This window comes from Klebsiella oxytoca NBRC 105695, assembly GCF_001598695.1.
Classification (GTDB): Bacteria; Pseudomonadota; Gammaproteobacteria; order Enterobacterales; family Enterobacteriaceae; genus Klebsiella; species Klebsiella oxytoca.
This window is the reverse complement of record NZ_BCZK01000002.1, coordinates 70,628-87,531: the sequence shown is the minus strand read 5'-3', so window position 1 is coordinate 87,531 and position 16,904 is coordinate 70,628. Positions and strand designations below refer to the sequence as shown.

At 52.1% G+C, this 16,904-nt stretch carries 14 protein-coding genes; 8 read left to right on the top strand and 6 right to left on the bottom strand.

What is annotated here, in order from left to right; genetic code table 11:
• Positions 1–226 precede the first annotated feature (226 nt).
• Complete coding sequence (locus KO1_RS28860) at positions 227–1,585, top strand: colicin-like pore-forming protein (protein WP_024273778.1); 1,359 nt, start codon at positions 227–229, stop codon at positions 1,583–1,585.
• A 20-nt stretch (positions 1,586–1,605) separates the two neighbouring features.
• On the opposite strand, the gene cui is transcribed toward KO1_RS28860, so the two are convergent.
• Positions 1,606–2,133, bottom strand: a complete 528-nt coding sequence (gene cui / locus KO1_RS04040) for a colicin immunity protein Cui (protein WP_024273777.1) — start codon at positions 2,131–2,133, stop codon at positions 1,606–1,608.
• A 76-nt stretch (positions 2,134–2,209) separates the two neighbouring features.
• Here cui and KO1_RS28965 point away from each other — a divergent pair, with 76 nt between their 5' ends.
• The gene (locus KO1_RS28965) at positions 2,210–2,482 is read left to right on the top strand and encodes a colicin release lysis protein (protein ID WP_071790694.1); all 273 of its coding nucleotides are present in this window, start codon (positions 2,210–2,212) and stop codon (positions 2,480–2,482) included.
• A gap of 365 nt (positions 2,483–2,847) precedes the next feature.
• Here KO1_RS28965 and KO1_RS04035 read toward each other — a convergent pair whose 3' ends face one another.
• The 4 genes from KO1_RS04035 to KO1_RS04020 all read right to left on the bottom strand — a co-directional run bounded on the left by KO1_RS04035 (position 2,848) and on the right by KO1_RS04020 (position 7,453).
• The gene (locus KO1_RS04035; RefSeq protein ID WP_024273776.1) at positions 2,848–4,137 is read right to left on the bottom strand and encodes an anaerobic C4-dicarboxylate transporter family protein; all 1,290 of its coding nucleotides are present in this window, start codon (positions 4,135–4,137) and stop codon (positions 2,848–2,850) included.
• A 112-nt stretch (positions 4,138–4,249) separates the two neighbouring features.
• Entirely contained in the window at positions 4,250–5,098 is an 849-nt protein-coding gene (locus tag KO1_RS04030) for a fumarylacetoacetate hydrolase family protein (protein WP_024273775.1), read from the bottom strand.
• Between the two features lie 142 nt (positions 5,099–5,240).
• Positions 5,241–6,170 (bottom strand): dihydrodipicolinate synthase family protein, encoded by a 930-nt coding sequence (locus KO1_RS04025; protein ID WP_032691959.1) that lies wholly within the window; start codon positions 6,168–6,170, stop codon positions 5,241–5,243.
• 251 nt (positions 6,171–6,421) lie between these two features.
• A complete protein-coding gene (locus KO1_RS04020; RefSeq protein WP_024273773.1) occupies positions 6,422–7,453 on the bottom strand; it encodes a LacI family DNA-binding transcriptional regulator in 1,032 nt (343 codons plus the stop codon).
• Between the two features lie 438 nt (positions 7,454–7,891).
• Here KO1_RS04020 and KO1_RS04015 point away from each other — a divergent pair, with 438 nt between their 5' ends.
• The 6 genes from KO1_RS04015 (at position 7,892) to KO1_RS03990 (ending at position 15,789) form a co-directional block, all read left to right on the top strand.
• The gene (locus tag KO1_RS04015) at positions 7,892–9,289 is read left to right on the top strand and encodes an MFS transporter (RefSeq protein ID WP_077257937.1); all 1,398 of its coding nucleotides are present in this window, start codon (positions 7,892–7,894) and stop codon (positions 9,287–9,289) included.
• A gap of 123 nt (positions 9,290–9,412) precedes the next feature.
• Positions 9,413–10,753 (top strand): carbohydrate porin, encoded by a 1,341-nt coding sequence (locus KO1_RS04010; RefSeq protein ID WP_024273771.1) that lies wholly within the window; start codon positions 9,413–9,415, stop codon positions 10,751–10,753.
• 696 nt (positions 10,754–11,449) lie between these two features.
• A complete protein-coding gene (locus tag KO1_RS04005) occupies positions 11,450–12,493 on the top strand; it encodes a TRAP transporter substrate-binding protein (protein ID WP_024273770.1) in 1,044 nt (347 codons plus the stop codon).
• A gap of 71 nt (positions 12,494–12,564) precedes the next feature.
• Positions 12,565–14,439 (top strand): TRAP transporter large permease, encoded by a 1,875-nt coding sequence (locus tag KO1_RS04000; RefSeq protein WP_024273769.1) that lies wholly within the window; start codon positions 12,565–12,567, stop codon positions 14,437–14,439.
• 118 nt (positions 14,440–14,557) lie between these two features.
• Positions 14,558–15,322 carry an SDR family NAD(P)-dependent oxidoreductase gene (locus KO1_RS03995; RefSeq protein ID WP_024273768.1) on the top strand — a complete coding sequence of 255 codons (765 nt, stop codon included), beginning with the start codon at positions 14,558–14,560 and terminating at the stop codon, positions 15,320–15,322.
• A 47-nt stretch (positions 15,323–15,369) separates the two neighbouring features.
• Complete coding sequence (locus KO1_RS03990; RefSeq protein ID WP_024273767.1) at positions 15,370–15,789, top strand: RbsD/FucU family protein; 420 nt, start codon at positions 15,370–15,372, stop codon at positions 15,787–15,789.
• Between the two features lie 42 nt (positions 15,790–15,831).
• Here KO1_RS03990 and KO1_RS03985 read toward each other — a convergent pair whose 3' ends face one another.
• Complete coding sequence (locus KO1_RS03985) at positions 15,832–16,878, bottom strand: LacI family DNA-binding transcriptional regulator (protein WP_024273766.1); 1,047 nt, start codon at positions 16,876–16,878, stop codon at positions 15,832–15,834.
• Positions 16,879–16,904: the final 26 nt, after the last annotated feature.

The following is a 16,904-nucleotide window of genomic DNA, read 5'->3' as shown; positions in this document are numbered from 1 at the left end:
AGAATATCACCTTTAATCACGTGGCCAAATTTAGTGTGCCACAACAGGGAAACATTCAATTCCGTTATCATTCCCCTGCTATCTACCATTTTATAAAACTCATTGAAAACGTAATCCACACTGTTGACAGGTGAAAATAACCAGGGTACAACACTGTATAAATATACAGTGTTTACTTATACAGTTTATCATTATTTTTTCTATTAAAATCAAAGAGGAAATTCATATGGCGGGATTCAGTTATGGTGGTTTCGGTGACGGTACAACCTGGAGTAAAGAGCGGGGAACGGGTCCATTACCAGGTGGAGGATCTTCAGGCAACAGTGGGAACCATAGTAATACGACACCAGCTGAGCAGAAACAGATCAATGCCATACGTGCTGATAAAAACGTAAGAGCCAGGCTTTCAAATCTAATTAAGGCCGCGCGCAAGCTCAACCCTTCAGTGAAGATTACAGTGCACGCAATCTCCCCGGAAGGGACTATGGCGATAAGTATGGAAGGTCTTACTGCCACTCAGGCCAGACAGGCTGGTCTCACGGGGCTAGTCATGGGAATAACTGTACCCGGATATATTGGTTCGGTCGGAGATTTTGAAACAGGACATAAATACAATCTGAAAAATCCGGAAAAGCTCAATTCTATCGGAGTCGGTACTCCACTGGATGGTTTTAACGGAGGTGAAAATATAGATACTACCCCAAAAAAATACCGGAACTGGAGAGCGACTGACGAGAAATCCTTTTATTATGTCGGAACGACAGTACCAATGCGGCTACTACACCATCTTACAGTCTCAAGGAATAAAGAGACTGATACATACACCATGTATTTTAAGGCTAAAGATATCAAAGCACTGTATAAAATTGAGGTAAAAAACGGTGACCTGGATAACATGAAACTCACCACCCTTGCGCAGGGGCATCCTTTATTTACTGCAGAATTTGCTAAAGATATTGTCAGAAATTTTGCATCAGTTAAAAATGAGAGTGATAAAGAGGTTCTGGATAAAACCAGCGGAGTCATCATCAGCGTCGGGGATAAGGCCGGTGCTCTTCTGGGAGAAAAATATAAAGCGCTATCCCGCGAAGTTGCCAGTAATATCCAAAATTTTCAGGGGAAGCAGATCCGCACCTATGATCAGGCGATGGCTTCAATGAATAAACTGATGACTAACCCCAATATGAAGATCAAGGCTGCGGATAAAACTGCAGTTATTAATGCATGGAAAGCATTTAATGTTGAAGATATGGGAAACAAATTCACTGCGCTTGGTAGAGCCTTTAAAGTGGCTGATTATGTCACGAAGGGAAATAATGTCAGGGAGAAGTCAATTACGGGTTACGAGACCGGTAACTGGGGGCCTCTGATGAGGGAAGTAGAGTCCTGGACTGTCAGCGGACTAACCTCATCAGTAGCTCTGGCCGTTTTTTCGGCCACATTGGGGGCTATGCTCGTTGCTGCTGGTGTGTCTACAGCTGTGGTCGGCATTATTGGCATTATTATCGCGGGTCTCATAGGGGCGTTGATTGACGATAAGTTCATTGACAAGCTGAACAACGAGATTATTCGCCCGGCCTACTAACTGAACAGGAGAAAGGCAGCTTACTGCCTTTCTCTCATTAATTTACAGGCGAGAACAGGAGTGTAGCAAACAGCATAGGTTATGAAGAATGTTGCTATATAAAGCATGATATATAAAAGCAATAAACTAAAGTTATTTTCAGACATCCATCTAATCGTTCTTCCGGCAGTGGTCAGCTCAAGGTTGTGCATAAGAAAGAAATAAATAAAAAACACATAAACGAAAGGACTTAAAAAACATGCCCGTATAAGTTCGGCCCGTTTTTTTATTTCCAGAGGTTTTCTTTTTTTGAGCAAGAACATAAAGGCCAATATACCTGCAACAGGCGCCGACTTAACGTAGATATCCATCACTTTAGTCATCACCGGATTGAATGCCGAGGTTACGGAAGGAGTGCTGCGGGTGGCATCAGCGATCTGATTAAGAAACGGGCTGCCCGGGTTGCTGAGAGAAACAGAGAAGATAATCAGCAACGGTATGATGCAGGCCAGCGTAACAAACAGTAACGCCCGGTTAGCATACCGGTTATCTACAGTAGTGTTGCCCATATAAACTCCTTTTCACGGGGGACGTTATGGCTAACTCTTAGTCAGAACAACATTCCCTCAGCGGGGAAGAAAAACGTTGCAAGCTGTTGTTCTCATTCCGGATATTATTACTATTATAGGAGTAAATAAAGATGAAAAATATTCACACAGGGTTTCTGTTGCTGCCTTCACTCCGCAGCTACCGGCCTGCCAGGCAAATTATATTCACGATATTCAGGCGAAAACGTCGCCCCCCTTGTCGTCCGCATCACTGACGGGCGCCAGCATGAGTCAGAAACGCGGCTGCGAAAGTGTCCCCGTGCCCCCCGGAACGGAGGACGCTGATTTGCCCGATGTGAAAAAGAAATAACCCCCCTCAGAACAGGCTGATGGGTGGGAATTTCCCCTGATAGCCGTTCCCGTTAATTTACCCAGTCCTCCAGAACCCGTTCCGTCACCCGCGCAAATTTGTAGGCACCCCCAATTTTCAGCCCCATTGTGAAAGCCCCCTTCCGCAAGAAAGGGGCGGGTCAGGTAGTCCGAGTACGGCTGGTTAGACGGATACCGGAAAACTGTAAATCCCCCGTTTAGCCTCGCAGGCTTTTTAAGTTCCCTGCCAGATAAAGCTATCTTCGATATTCCACCGGCCTACACAAGGTATAACATGTCGGATTGAGCTAAATGATGATACGGCCCATATCCGTTTCTCATCCCAACATGAAGGACTATTAGGATTCACTGAATGCCATAAGCCAGCCCCGCGGCGAAGAGCATTGACAGCAGCACCGATGCCAGGCCGGGCAGCAGAAAAGGATGATCGATAATATGTCGGCCCAGTCTGGTGGAGCCGGTATCATCCAGCTCTACCGCCGCCAACAGCGTCGGATAGTTTGGCAAAATAAAAAGAGAAGCCGTGGCCGGGAAGCAGGCCACCAAAATAGCCGGGGCTACGCCCATGCTCAGCGCGGCGGGAAATAAAATTTTTGTGGAGGCCGCCTGAGAATACAAGAAGCATGAGGCCGCCATAATAATGATGGCCAACATAATGGGCGAATCCAACAAGTGTGACGAGACCGCGCTTTGCAACCACTGTTGATTGCTATCCATAAAAGTTGAACCCAGCCAGGCGACGCCGAGGATACAGATGCAGGAGGTCATGCCGGTTTTAAACACCGATCCGGACGGGACCTTGTGTACGTTAACCCGGCAGCACACCACAATCAGCAGCGCAACGCCCAGCATCACCCCTACCCGCGCCTGTCCGCTACTCATGGCCGGATGGACAATCAGCCCTAATTTTGGACTGGTGACAATCGCATAAACCAGCACCACAACCAGTCCGACGATAAAAATCAGCACCGAACGTCCGGCACAGGGCGGGATCGCCCGCTCAGTCCTTGCTTTAATCGGAACCGGATTGTCATCGAGCCGATCCTGATGGCGGATCCTGTCCCAGCACAGGTAAAAAACGGAGGTGACCAGCAGCGCCAGAAAGGTGGAGGGTATGGATACCGCAATGAGCTCAATATAGCCCCAGCCGGAATGGCCCTTTTCCAGAATCCCCGAGAAGAAAATCACCGCCGCAGAAATGGGCGACGCCACAATGCCCAGCAAAGAGGCGCTGACGGAAAGAGCAAGCGCCCGGGTAGGTTTTATATTGTTCTCTTTCGCCACGCCGACAATAACCGGCATACAGGCAAAGGAGACCTGACCGGTGCTGGCCATCATGGTCAATAGCCAGGTGGAAAGCGGCGCGGTGATGACTAACAATCGCGGATAGCGGCGCAGCAGACGCTCGGTGAGGTCAACAAGATATTCAATACCGCCCGCCTCCTGCATGGCGGCAATCGCCACGATCACCACCATGATAAATACGATAACCAGCATCGGCATATCACCCGGCGTGGCGCCGAGCGCACTGAGCACAATTACGCCGGCACCGCCGGCAAACCCCACGCCGATCCCCCCGACCCGCATGCCGATGTACAGAAACAGCAGCACCACCAGAAACTGAACCAATATCATATATTGCCTCCACGGCTCCCAATCCGGCATTACCCCTTCGCAAGAAGACATGGCCGCCGGACAAACGCGCGCTCACCATACCTTTGGATGTCACCTGCCGGTGAAAGACAATTTATCGCGCTACAGCGGCATCGCTGCGTACGGTATTCATCAGGCATCCGATCTGCTCAATCTCGACTTCCACCCTGTCCCCGGGCTGCATAAAGAGTGGCGGGGTACGTTTTTTTCCGATACCTCCGGGCGTACCGGTCAGAATGACATCTCCCGGAGAGAGCGCGCTGAAGGTGCTGATATACGCAATGAGTTCGGCAATTGAATACAACATGCTGCCCGTATTATCCTGCTGCACCGTCTGGCCATTGAGCCGGGTGGTAATATTCAGATTTTGCGGGTCGGGGATATCATCCGCCGTCACCAGCCAGGGGCCGAAGCCGCCCGTCGCAGGCCAGTTTTTCCCGCCGGTAAAGCAGGCATGCTGCCAGTCGCGCACCGAGCCATCCATATAGCAGCTGTAGCCAGCCACATAATGCAGCGCCTCCTGCTGAGGAATATTGCGCCCCCCACGGCCAATCACCAGCGCCATTTCGCCTTCATAGTCAAACTCATTGCTGCACTCCGGCTTGAGGAGCGGTGTCAGATGGCCGGTCTGTGAATCCGCAAAGCGGATAAACAACACGGGATTAGAGGACTTCTCGTTACCGGCAGCGTTTTTATCGCGATAATTCACGCCAGCGCAGATGATTTTTTTCGGTTCAGTAATGACCGGCAGAAAAGCGATCTCGTCGAAAGAGTAGTTCGCTTGTTTCGCAGACGGCGGCAGAGTATCAACAAGATGAAGATGCGGTATAAATTCCAGCAGGCTGCCATATTGAGGAAACTGCGCCTGTAGATCAATGACGCCGTCAGCGGTCGCCAGGCCATATTTGTTTTTATCATTAACGCGAAAGCTTAATAGTTTCATAAATCACCCAGGAATATACAGAGGTGAAAGCCCCGGCATTATGATGAAGAGCAGCAAAAGATAGCGGGGCGAAGTAACCGATGATCCGCAATACAGTAAGCGATATTTCTGTATTGCGGATTAACAACAGACTCAGAACAAATTAACCGACGCGGCCCAGCTCAGCGGCGCGCATGGCGTCGTGGATCTCTTTTTCAGCGCCATTTTCCAGCGGCAGCAGCGGAGAGCGAACGGTGGCATGTTCAAGGATCCCGCGCGCAACCAGAGCATGTTTAAGGGCCACGGTCCCTTCCATGTGAGAACCGCGGTGGTAGACGCTTTTGGTCACCGGCAGCAGTCGATCGTGCAGCTGACGCGCTTTAACGTAATCGCCCGCTTTACCCGCTTTGATCATCTCAATTAACGGTTCAGGCGCGATATTGCCGTAGCCGACGAGGAAGCCATCCACATCAAAGGCGGTATGCAGCAGATATTCATCGTGGCAGCTTAAGATTTGCAGATCCGGACGCTCGCGGCGAATAACCGGAATTTCAGTATCCCAGCGGCGCATATTACGCACGCCATTCTTCATGGCAAATACGCCCGGCTGCGCGGAGATATCCAGCAGCGTTTTCAGGTTGTAGGTGGCTTTAGTGACATCCGGATACTGGAAAAGAATCAGCGGCAGGCCACTTTCCTCATACACCACGCGGTAGCGATCCTGAGGCGCGCCGTCCTGATAGCCAAAGCGCAGCCAGCCGTGTGAAGGATAGAGCAAACCTGCGGATGCGCCGGCGGCAACGGCGCGCTTCGCCTCCAGCGCGGCCACTTCCGTCCCTTCCCCGGTGATACCGGCAATAATGGGAAGCTTATCATCCACGGACTTCACAAATGCGCGGATCACATTCGCCTGCTCTTCCTGGGTCAGAAAAGTCCCTTCTCCCGCGTGTCCAAGCACCACCAGACCTTTCACACCGTCGATGCTGCCCAGCCAGCTACCGAGGCGCTGAATGGCATCATAGTCTACGCGTCCATCGCGAGTGAATGGTGTAACCGGAGCCGGAGTCAAACCTCTCAGATCGATGTTAATCATAAATATCCCCTTGATGAATAAGCATTTGTTTACGGTTAATCGATTATTTGAAACGCAAGTGAAATCGTTTCTGCAATCGTTTTCACGCCATTGACATTGAACCTGAAAAATAAAACCGTCAACGCCATGTTGGTTAAAAATGCAACGCAGATCACAAACTAAACAGCGATCCGCATCCGGGATGAGATCCGTTTTACAAAAATCAACCCTCCCCGCTTTCTCCAGGAAAGCCGGGGAGGATCTCAGGCGGATTATTTACGTGGAGACGAGGTAGACTTACGTGGAATAAGGGAGGGCGTGGTAACCCGCATATTATTATTTATCTCTGGATTCAATAACATATCAACCGCATTGCTGGCAATATGCTCCAGCGGCGTCCTGACCGAGGTCAGCGCCACGGGGAGTCTGCTCACCAGGGGAATGTCATTGTAGCCCACCAGGGAGAGATCTTCGCCAATCACCAGCCCCTGCTGGTGCGCGGCCGCGAGGACGCCAATCGCCAGCTCATCATTAACGGCAAACAGCGCGCTCGGGCGATGAGGCTGGCTGAGGATCTTCATTCCCTGCTGCTCCCCCGAGGCGATATTAAAATCAGAGTGACAGCACCATTCCGCTTCGATCCTGAGCCCGGCTTCCTGCATTGCCCGCTCAAAACCCTTACGCCGGTTGCGCGCGTTGGAGGCAAAATCAGGGCCGCCAATCAGGCCAATATCCCGGTGGCCTAAATCAATCAGGTGTCGGGTAGCCAGATAGCCGCCAAGCTCATCGTCCCCGACCGAAGAGGGGCTAAAGCCATCGGTGCGCAGCGCCAGTACGTGAGGAACATCCCGTTCACGCAGGGTTTGCGGCAAAGGATCGTCCAGCCGGCAGGTGGACATGATCAGCCCATCGACGCGGCGATCCAGCAGCGATTCAACGGCGTTTTTCTCCTGCTCCTTGCTATCTCCGCAGGTCGCGACAATAGCAAAGTAGCCTCGCCGGGCCGCCGCCCTGGCTATCTCTTCAAAAAGCATCGCCGTGACGGCATCGGTCAGTCTCGGAACCAGGACGCCAAGCGTTCCGGTATCGCCACGCCGCAGGCTGGAAGCAACATAGTCCCGACGGTAGCCAAGCTCGCGCGCCACCTGGCGAATTTTATCTGCCGAGGCGCTGCGCGAGGTGGGTAACCTTTCATCGAGTACGCGCGAAACGGTCGAGACGCTCACGCCCGCAGCGCGAGCAACATCCCGCATTGTCGCCAGCTTTTTTTCCGGCAAATCGTTCAGTTCACTTTCTTGATCCATCTGCTGCTCCAACTCATCAAAGCGGGTAAATATCCGTGTTGCCCGTTCAAGGGATACCATCATGCAAACCGAGAGATTAAAGGATCTTACGTCAAACCTCGCCCGGACAAAAGGAATGGTGCTTCACTTTGCCAGGGGCCGCTCCCCCGGTGGTTAATTCACTCAGCTTGTTCACTTTACTCGACGTTCGCCGCCTGGCCTTTTTACGCGTAAGTTTTTTCAGATTGTGAACTGTTCGACATTTATACAACTGGCGCAATTGACTTAGCGACAAATCCAGCAAAGGATTAGCTGCAAGTGAAATCGATTGCAGTAACGTTATCACAAACCAATTCAGACAGCATTATATGCAGCACGTCTATGAATAAGGGTTCGTTGCCCTGTGGTTATTCAGAACCTTACGTGTATGCCCCAGACAACGTTTAACAGGGTAATACTATGTCAACTCAGGCCATTGCTTCAGATTACGCCGTTGCCAGCGGAACGGCGTCCACGCCAGATGCGCTGCTGGCAAGGCTGGAACGCCTCCCCATCACCCGACGGCTGAAAGCGATCCGCGTTATCGTCGGCTTATCGACGTTTTTTGATGCTTATACCATTATTGCAATCGCATTTGCTCTCCCCCAGCTTACTCAGGAATGGGGTCTTACGCCGACATTTGTCGGTCTTATTATTGCGGCCAGCTATGTGGGACAGCTGTGCGGCGCACTTTTTTTTGGCTCACTGGCGGAAAAAATAGGCCGTATCGGCGTTTTACGTATCACCATTATCATGTTCGTGCTGATGGATGCCGCCTGCCTTTTTGCCTGGAACGGCTGGTCAATTCTTATCATTCGCTTTTTACAGGGCGTGGGCATCGGCGCCGAGGTTCCCGTGGCCAGCGCCTATATCAATGAATTTGTCGGCGCCAAAAAGCGCGGGCGTTTCTTTTTGTTGTATGAGGTAATTTTCCCCATCGGCATGATGTTTGCCGGGTTGGTGGGGTATTTTCTGGTGCCCATCTATGGATGGAAAGTCATGTTTTTAATCGGTCTGGTGCCTTCTGCGCTGACCGTTCCCCTGCGCTGGCTGATGCCGGAATCACCGCGCTGGTTGACCGCAAAAGGCCGACTGAAAGAAGCGGAGAACGTCGTATCAACGCTGGAATCTGAGGTTATCAGGCGCGGGATGTCATTGCCCGAACCGGAAATAAAAGCCCCGACGGTGCACAAAGCGGCTCCGGAAGGAGTAAAAGCCCTCTTCGGCGGTATCTACAAATCCCGAACCTTTATGCTGTGGGGGCTGTGGCTGACCGTATATAGCGTCAACAATGGGATGATCACCTGGTTCCCTACCCTGTACAAAACCTGGTTTAACCTCTCCCTCGACACCAGCCTGGCCTACGGCTGGATCACCTCCTCCTGCGGCGTCGTGGCTTCGGTGATCTGCGCCTTGATGATCGACCGTGTTGGCCGCAAGCGCTGGTACACATGGGCCTTTCTCCTGGCCGTCGTTCCGCTGATTGCGCTTTCTGTTCTGGGGGCAAAATCCGCCGTTGAAATTCTGATTCTGGGCAGCCTCACCTACGCCATTCTGCAAACCATCGCCTTTTCGCTTTATCTGTACGCGGCTGAGCTTTATCCCACCCGACTGCGCGCTATCGGCACCGCCTATTCCAGCGCATGGCTCCGGGCGGGGTCTTCCATAGGCCCACTGATGGTCGGTTTTATCGTCAGCGGCTTCGGGATCCGCTTTGTGTTTATCACTTTCGCGGTCATTGCGCTGATTGGCGGTTTAATTACCTGGCTTTTTGCCATTGAAACCAAAGGGAAATCGTTAGAAGAGCTGTCGCCATAGACGATCGGTGGCTCCGGGAAGCACGGAGCCGCTTCTGACAGAAGGTCGGCGTAGTCGGCTGATTCAGCTGCGCCTGACCCGGGATCATTCATAGACCTGGCTCATCAACGGGCGGTGAAAAACATGAATAAACTCATCCACAGCGGCACGATGCTGCTGGCTTTACTACATCCTTTTCTGGCGCTGGCCAACGAGACGCTTTTTTCTCCCACGGCAAAAAATATGACCGGAGAGTGGGGAGGCGTGCGTACGGATCTGCGCCGTCATGGTTATGATTTTACGCTGGAATATAGCGCAATGACGGCCACAAATATGTCCGGCGGTTACGATCGCGATAAAACTCTGCGCTATAGCGACCAGTATATTCTCGGCATAGATATGGACCTGGAAAAGGTTTTTGGTATTCAGGACGGTGAATTTAAAGCCTCGGTGAATAATCGTAACGGGCGAGACCTGACTCAGGATCGCCTGCAGGATCCGCGTGCGCCGGTAATAGGCTCCGGCGTTCAGAGCAACTACGGTCGGGGGCAAACATGGCACGCGACGCAGTTTTGGTTCAAAAAAACCGGGTGGGATAAAAAGCTGGATCTCAAGGTGGGCCTGATGCCGCCGGGAGAGGATTTTGATAACAACGGCTGCTTTTTTCAAAACCTGTCGCTGTGCGGCTCTTTAGCCGGCCACGGCAGCGGCGTCTGGTATAACACCCCCATAGGCCAGTGGGGCGGCCGTATTAAATACAGCCCTGCCCCGGCGCTTTACGTCCAGGCCGGCGCGTTTCAGTACAACCCTGCCTACGCCACCCGCCACGGAAGCTTCCAGCTGGATGGTACCGGGCATCTGGGGTACATGTACCTTTTTGAACTGGGATATCGACCTACTCTCGGCGCGGCAAAACTCCCCGGAAGCTGGAAACTCGGCGGATGGTATAACACGGCGGACGCCAATGATGTGCTGGATGACGACAATGGCGATCCCTATGTCCTCACGCAGCAGGCCGCCCGGCGACACGGAGGGCGTTACGGAGGTTATCTCTATATTGGCCAGCAGATAACCCCCTCGAGCAGCCAGCGCCAAAATGGCCTGAGCCTTTTCGGCCATCTGGCAATAAATGATAAAAAGACGGCGACCATGGATTATCAGATCCAGGCGGGGGCTATTTATAAAGGCCCTTTCGCCAGCCGTCCGCAGGACTTTATCAGCTTCGGCGTCAGTAAAATGCACGCCAACGACAGGGTCGCCCGTCGGGCGCAGCTCCTGAACCAGATGCGGGGGATAGATGATTATGATAACCCCCTGTATGTCCCGGTTCGCAGAGCCGAGTATGCCGCAGAGCTGCATTATAGCTTTCGCGCGACGCCATGGCTGAGCGTCCGCCCTAACCTGCAGCTGCTCGTTCATCCGGGAGGAAGCGAAGAGATTAAAAACGCCTGGGTGCTCGGCAATCAGGTAACCATCAAATTCTGATAAAACGGACCGCTACCGTCAGGTCTAATCAGAATGAGCGACGATGGTGAACATCCAAAATATGGGCTTACTTTATCAAGTTTAAGCGCCAGGTATTGGGTCCCGGTCCGACGGGATGGCCAAATAAATACGGAGTGAGATGAGAAATCATCGCACTCCTTTTTCTCTGGATGCAAATTGAGCCAGACGATCAGATTTCTACTGAATATCGAAGGACGAAGTTAAACGTCTTCCTGACTTTTTAAATCTCATAGGATAGCAGCGAGAAATTAGGTTGTTTTACGAATCAGAATAATTTTCCCACATAATCAAGTGGATATCTTACAAAGCATGGAAGGATAGATCAGGCAAAGGCTTCTCGCGCGGCGCTGCGCATCGACTGCTTGTCAGGTGCTGCCGTCGACCCGTGCATATCTATAGCAGGCCAGCTCAACTAAACAGTGACTAAACAGCGAAAGCCTCGTTTCCATTTTGTAACACGCCCCAAAAAATTAGCGATACCCGCCACAAAATTCACATATCACTCCCAATGATAAAGCAAGCATCTTGCATTTGCAGAATGAGTCAGATAGCGTCTGTAACGTTACACTAAAACGTTACAGAAAAAGAAAACAACCATTTTTCGTTAACCCTACTGGCTGACTCAGCCATGCCAGAGAACCTTATCGCGACCCCTACACTGTGAGAAGGATTATCATGATGAAAACAAAACCGTTTCGTTCCGCCAGGCGCTTTCTGGCACTCGCTTGCCTCGGTACCGCGCTCATAGCAGGTAGTGTACTGACCGCTTCAGCACAGGCCGCCATCAATTTTCGTGTGTACTCTTCTTTGCCGGCTGATGATTCCTCCGCCCACTATATTTGGTTCAATCGTTTCCAGGAAAATATCAATAAAAACGAGAAGTTAAAAGGCCAGATCAAGCTCAATTACTTCGCAAACGCGATGCTCGGAAAAGAGGCTGATGCTACTCAGCAGGTGCGTATCGGCGCCATTAACATGATGATTTCAGGCACTTCAATCTGGGCGACGCTGGTACCCGAAATTGGCGTACTGGATTTGGGGTATCTGTTCAAAGATTACGATCAGGTGGGAAAAGCGCTGGATGGCAAAGTCGGCGAAAAGCTTTCCAGCCTGATGATGGATAAAGCAAACGTTATGGTACTGGGCTATGGCTATAACCTCGGCGCACGTAACGTGTATACCAAAAAGACGATTGAAAAACCGGCGGATTTAAAAAATCTGAAAATCCGCGTGCTGCCGGTTCCCAACTTTATCGCCACGCTAAATCACATGGGTGCCGTTGCCATTCCTATGCCGGGCGGGGAAGTCTATTCCAGCCTGCAAATGGGCGTTATCGACGGAGTGGAACACGATGCCCCAACCATCTACGCCAGCAAATACTATGAAATTATCAAAAACGGTACGCTGACTCGCCACAGCTATAACCCGCTGATGATTGCCATGAACAAGAAAAGCTTCGAGCAAATTCCGCAACCCTTACGCGCAGACGTACTGGCCGCGGCAAAAGAAGCCACCGAGTACGAACGTCAGCAGGCCAGTCAAAAAGAGCTTGAGGCAATTAAAAACCTCGAGGCTAAAGGAGTGACCTTTCGGGAAACCGATCGCGCTTACTTTGCGCAGGCCGTACAGCCCGTGTGGAAAACCTTCCTTGATAAATATCCTGATTTAAAACCGATGATGGATGAGTTCAGCGCTACGGCGTCGAGCGCTAAACCCTAAGCCGGAGAGCGTCGGCCCACGCGGTTCAACCAGGCTGACGATAAAGCTATAAACCCTGTGAGGAGTTCATCATGGCTGATATCTCTATGAAAAAAAAGGATGAAAATACTTTGTTGACGCTGTTGGGGCAGCTAAGCAAATGCTTAACCTGCTTCACCTCCTGGGCCGGAGCGCTGGTGTTATTTATCAACGTCCTGGTGGTATTTGCTTCCGTTATCTGGCGTTACGCGCTGCATTCGCCCATTCATTGGGCAGAAGAGGTGGCGCGCGCGCTGATGATAGCGCTGGTCTTTTTTGGTGTCGCTACCTCAACGGGCAGAGGAGGACATATTGGCGTCGATCTTTTCCTGCGCTTTCTACCTGATGCCATTAGACCGTATGTCGTGCATGCCAGTCGCTGGATCCTGTTCCTGGTCTCCGTCGGCCTGGTCATCTCCAGCTACGATCTCGTCCAGGCTGCGCGGCTACAAACCACCGAAACGGGCCTACCGCAAACCATCTATGTGATCCCGGTCCTGATCGGCTCCGTGGTGATGATGGTGGCTGCGCTGGAACATGCCCTACGCGAACGAGCAAAGATCGTTCTGCTCAGCGGTGCGGGGATCCTGGCGCTAGCGGCACTGGGTTATCTGAAACTCTCGCTGATGGCCGATCCGGCCAGCGCGGCTGCCGGACTCATGCTGATTTGCTTTGTCATGGGCATCCTCGCCGGCGTGCCCATTGCCTTCACGCTCGGCATGTCGGCAATGGTATTTTTTATCTGCGACCCTTCCCTGCCGTTTGTTTTCTTTTCTCAACAGGTCGCGGCTGGGGTTGATCACTTTGTCCTGCTGGCAATTCCCTTCTTCTTACTTGCCGGTGCGGCGATGGAAATCAACGGCATGTCAACGCGTCTGGTGGAGCTTATTGTGCGTGGCATGGGACGATTTCGCGGCGGCCTGAATATGACAACCGTACTGTCGATGGCCTTCTTTTCCGGCATCTCGGGTTCAAAGCTGGCGGATGTGGCGGCAGTAGGCGGCGTGTTAATGCCTGCGGTGCGCCGGGCGAAACAAGACGGCGAAGAGGCCGCCGGGGTCTTTGCCGCATCTGCGGTAATGGCAGAAACCATTCCACCCTGCGTGAACCTGATTGTGATGGGGTTCGTCGCCAATATCTCTATCGGCGCGCTGTTTATCGCCGGTCTGGTGCCGGCAGCCTGCCTGTTGGTGCTGTTAATGGTGGCCGCCAACCGCTTCGGCGGGAAAATCAACGTCAGCGAAGCGTACCCGGAATTGCGCCCGCGAACCCAGCTTTATCTTGGCGCCGCCGTCGGTCTGGTTATGATCTTCATGATTGGCCGTGGAGTGATGATGGGGATTGCCACATCAACGGAAATTTCAGCTTTTGCCGTCATCTACGCCATTGTGGTGGGCCGACTGGCGTTTCGTGAGCTGACGCTGAAAGCGACGATAAAAATGTTCGTGGATATTGCGGCGATGTCGGGTGTTTTGCTGTTCATCGTGGCCTGCGCGACCAGCTTGTCCTATGCCCTGACGATACAAATGATCCCCCAGCAGATCGCTGAATTGCTGGTCGGAATTGGTATGGAGCAAGGTGCCTGGCTGTTCCTGATATTAACCATCGTGATTTTGATAATCTTTGGCGCGGTTCTCGAAGGCGCGCCTGCGCTGATTATTTTCGCTCCTATCCTGGTGCCTATTGCCATTCAGCTTGGCTTTAATCCCTTGCACTTTGGCATCGTGATGATCATGGCGATGGGTTTTGGCCTGTTTTCCCCCCCGATCGGTCTGGGATTATATACCACCTGCGCTATTTGCGGCGTAGAGATGAAGCACGTGATTAAACCCATGGCGAAATATCTGGCGGTGGTTTTTGTCGGCATCATTATTGTCGCCATGGCTCCCCCTTTAACCACCTGGTTGCCAGGACTCGCCGGCTATTAGTTATTAAACCCTGCTATTTGCCACGTTCAGCAGGCAGGGATAACCACGCGAAGAAAACGCTAACACTGTGCCAGATAATAAGCTGGCGCCGTTTCACACTGAATAACAGGAGTATACGATGGGATTATTAACGGGTAAAAAAGCGTTTATTACCGGCGCAGAACAAGGTATTGGTAAAGAAAGCGCGAAAAAACTTATCGAGGCCGGATGTGATATTTATATACATTATTTCAGCGGCGAGGAAGGCCCCAGGGAATTACTTGCATTTGCCGAACAGCGGGGAGCTCGCGCGGCCTGCGGTTTCGCTGATTTAACCAATGAGGACGATGCCGCACGCTGCGTGGCGGAGGCGGCAGAATTTTTGGGCGGCATTGATATTCTGGTCAATAACGTCGGCGGTATTATTGCCCGCAAATGGCTGGGAGAGATTGACGCGCATTTCTGGCGCACGGTCATCGACGTCAATATGACCACGATGATGAACGTCACCCAACAGGCGCTCCCCTGGCTGAAAGCGGCCTCCGAAGGCGCAAGTATCGTTAACCTGGCTTCTTTAGCCGGACGTTCTGGCGGGCATGCTGGATCTCTGGTCTATTCCACCACCAAGGGAGCCGTACTGACCTGGACGCGCTCGTTGGCTGCGGAATTGGGCGAACACGGCATCCGCGTTAATGCCGTTGCCCCGGGGCTGATTCTGGGGACGCGTTTTCATAACCAGCATACAACCCAGGCCTCTGCCGATCGGACAATTCAGGAGATTCCTTTAGGCAGAGCGGGCACCGCGGAAGATGTAGCAAGGGTTATTTGCTTCCTCGCATCCGAATATGACGGTTTTGTTTCCGGAGCGACCATCGATATTAATGGTGGAGTTTATCGGGCATAAAAACGTGGCGGGTATTTATGCCCGCCAGCTTTTAAAAGGTAGGCTATATGATCAACGCAGAGATTATTCATCCTGATTTATTACAGGCGCTGGCGCAATGCGGGCATAAGGCGAAAATTTTAATCACCGACGCTAATTACTCTTTTTTAACCAATACTTCAACGCAGGCACGTATTATCTGGCTTAATTTTTCACCGGGGCTGATCGGTAGCGTAATTATACTCGAGAAAATTCTCCGGTATATAAATGTTGAAAAAGCAACGTTGATGAGTAGCCCGGCGGAATTCGATAACACGATTGAGCGTGAGTATCGTAGCCTGCTGGCAGAAACCATCGAATTTGAACATGTTGAGCGTAATGCATTTTATTTACAGGCGAAATCGCCGGACACCATGCTGGTCATCGCTTCTGGTGAAACGCGCCGTTTCGCCAACATTCTTCTGACCGTGGCCCCAACGCTGGTATGAAATGCAGAGAAGAACAGCCTGTTCTTCTCTGCCGCTCCGGGCTCAGGCCTCCGGGCTACGCACAGATTGCCGGGAAACCAGCGATGGCGGGAATAAAAACTCCGCAGGCGGGATAGACGGGTTATCTATGCGCATAATCAACCGGTCTACCATCACCTCTGCCATCGTTTTCAGCGGCGGCATGATGGAAGTGAGACCCGGGAAAATCAACCCGGAAAGGGAGATATTATCGATGCCCACAAGGGAAATTTGCTGCGGTATCGTGATTCCGGCCTGGTGCAGGCCGGTCATCAGCCCGATGCCGAGCGCATCGTTAATCGCTACGATGCCATCCGGGAGCGTAGGCTGCTGGCTGATTTTTAACGCCAGCGCGCGCCCCAGTTCGGTCATTTCGGTGTCGCCATAGGCCGCCATCGCCTGTCCTTCCACGATCATCCCATCGCGATATATCCCCTGCTCTTTCACCGCGCAAAGAAACCCTTCTATTTTGTGAGCGCGACTCGGCGTCATTCCAGCCACGGTGGCAAACGCCAGACGACGACACCCCTGCGCGATAAGATGTTCTGCGGCCATTCGCCCCGCAGCAATGTTGTCCATTGAGACGCTGTCGAGGGAAAAATTATCCGCCTGTGCCCGCACAGGCATACGGCCATCATAGTTCACCATCACCATGCCCTGCTCTACCGCGCGGGCAAAATGCGGCTTTTCGATATCGCAAGCGGCGACGATAATCCCCCGCACGCCATGGGAGAACATATCATCAAGAAAGGCGGCTTCTTCTTCGATTTGCCGATAGGTGTTGCCAATCAGTACCCGGTACTGTCGTTCTTTCGCCGCCAGATCGACTTCACGCGCCAGCGCGGCAAAACTGGGATTCACAATGGAGGGAACCAGCAAGCCAATCATTTTGGCCTGGCCGGTCTTCAACTGCTGCGCCACGCGATTCGGGAAGTAGTTCAGCGTCTGCATGCTCTGCTGGATGCGCGTCAGCGTTTCAGCCCGCATTTGATCGGTACGACCGTTTAGCACGTTGGATACGGTGCTCACGGAAACGCCAGCGTGTTTTGCGACATCACGAATGTTCGCCATACCTCTCCTTTGCGGCAATGAATGAA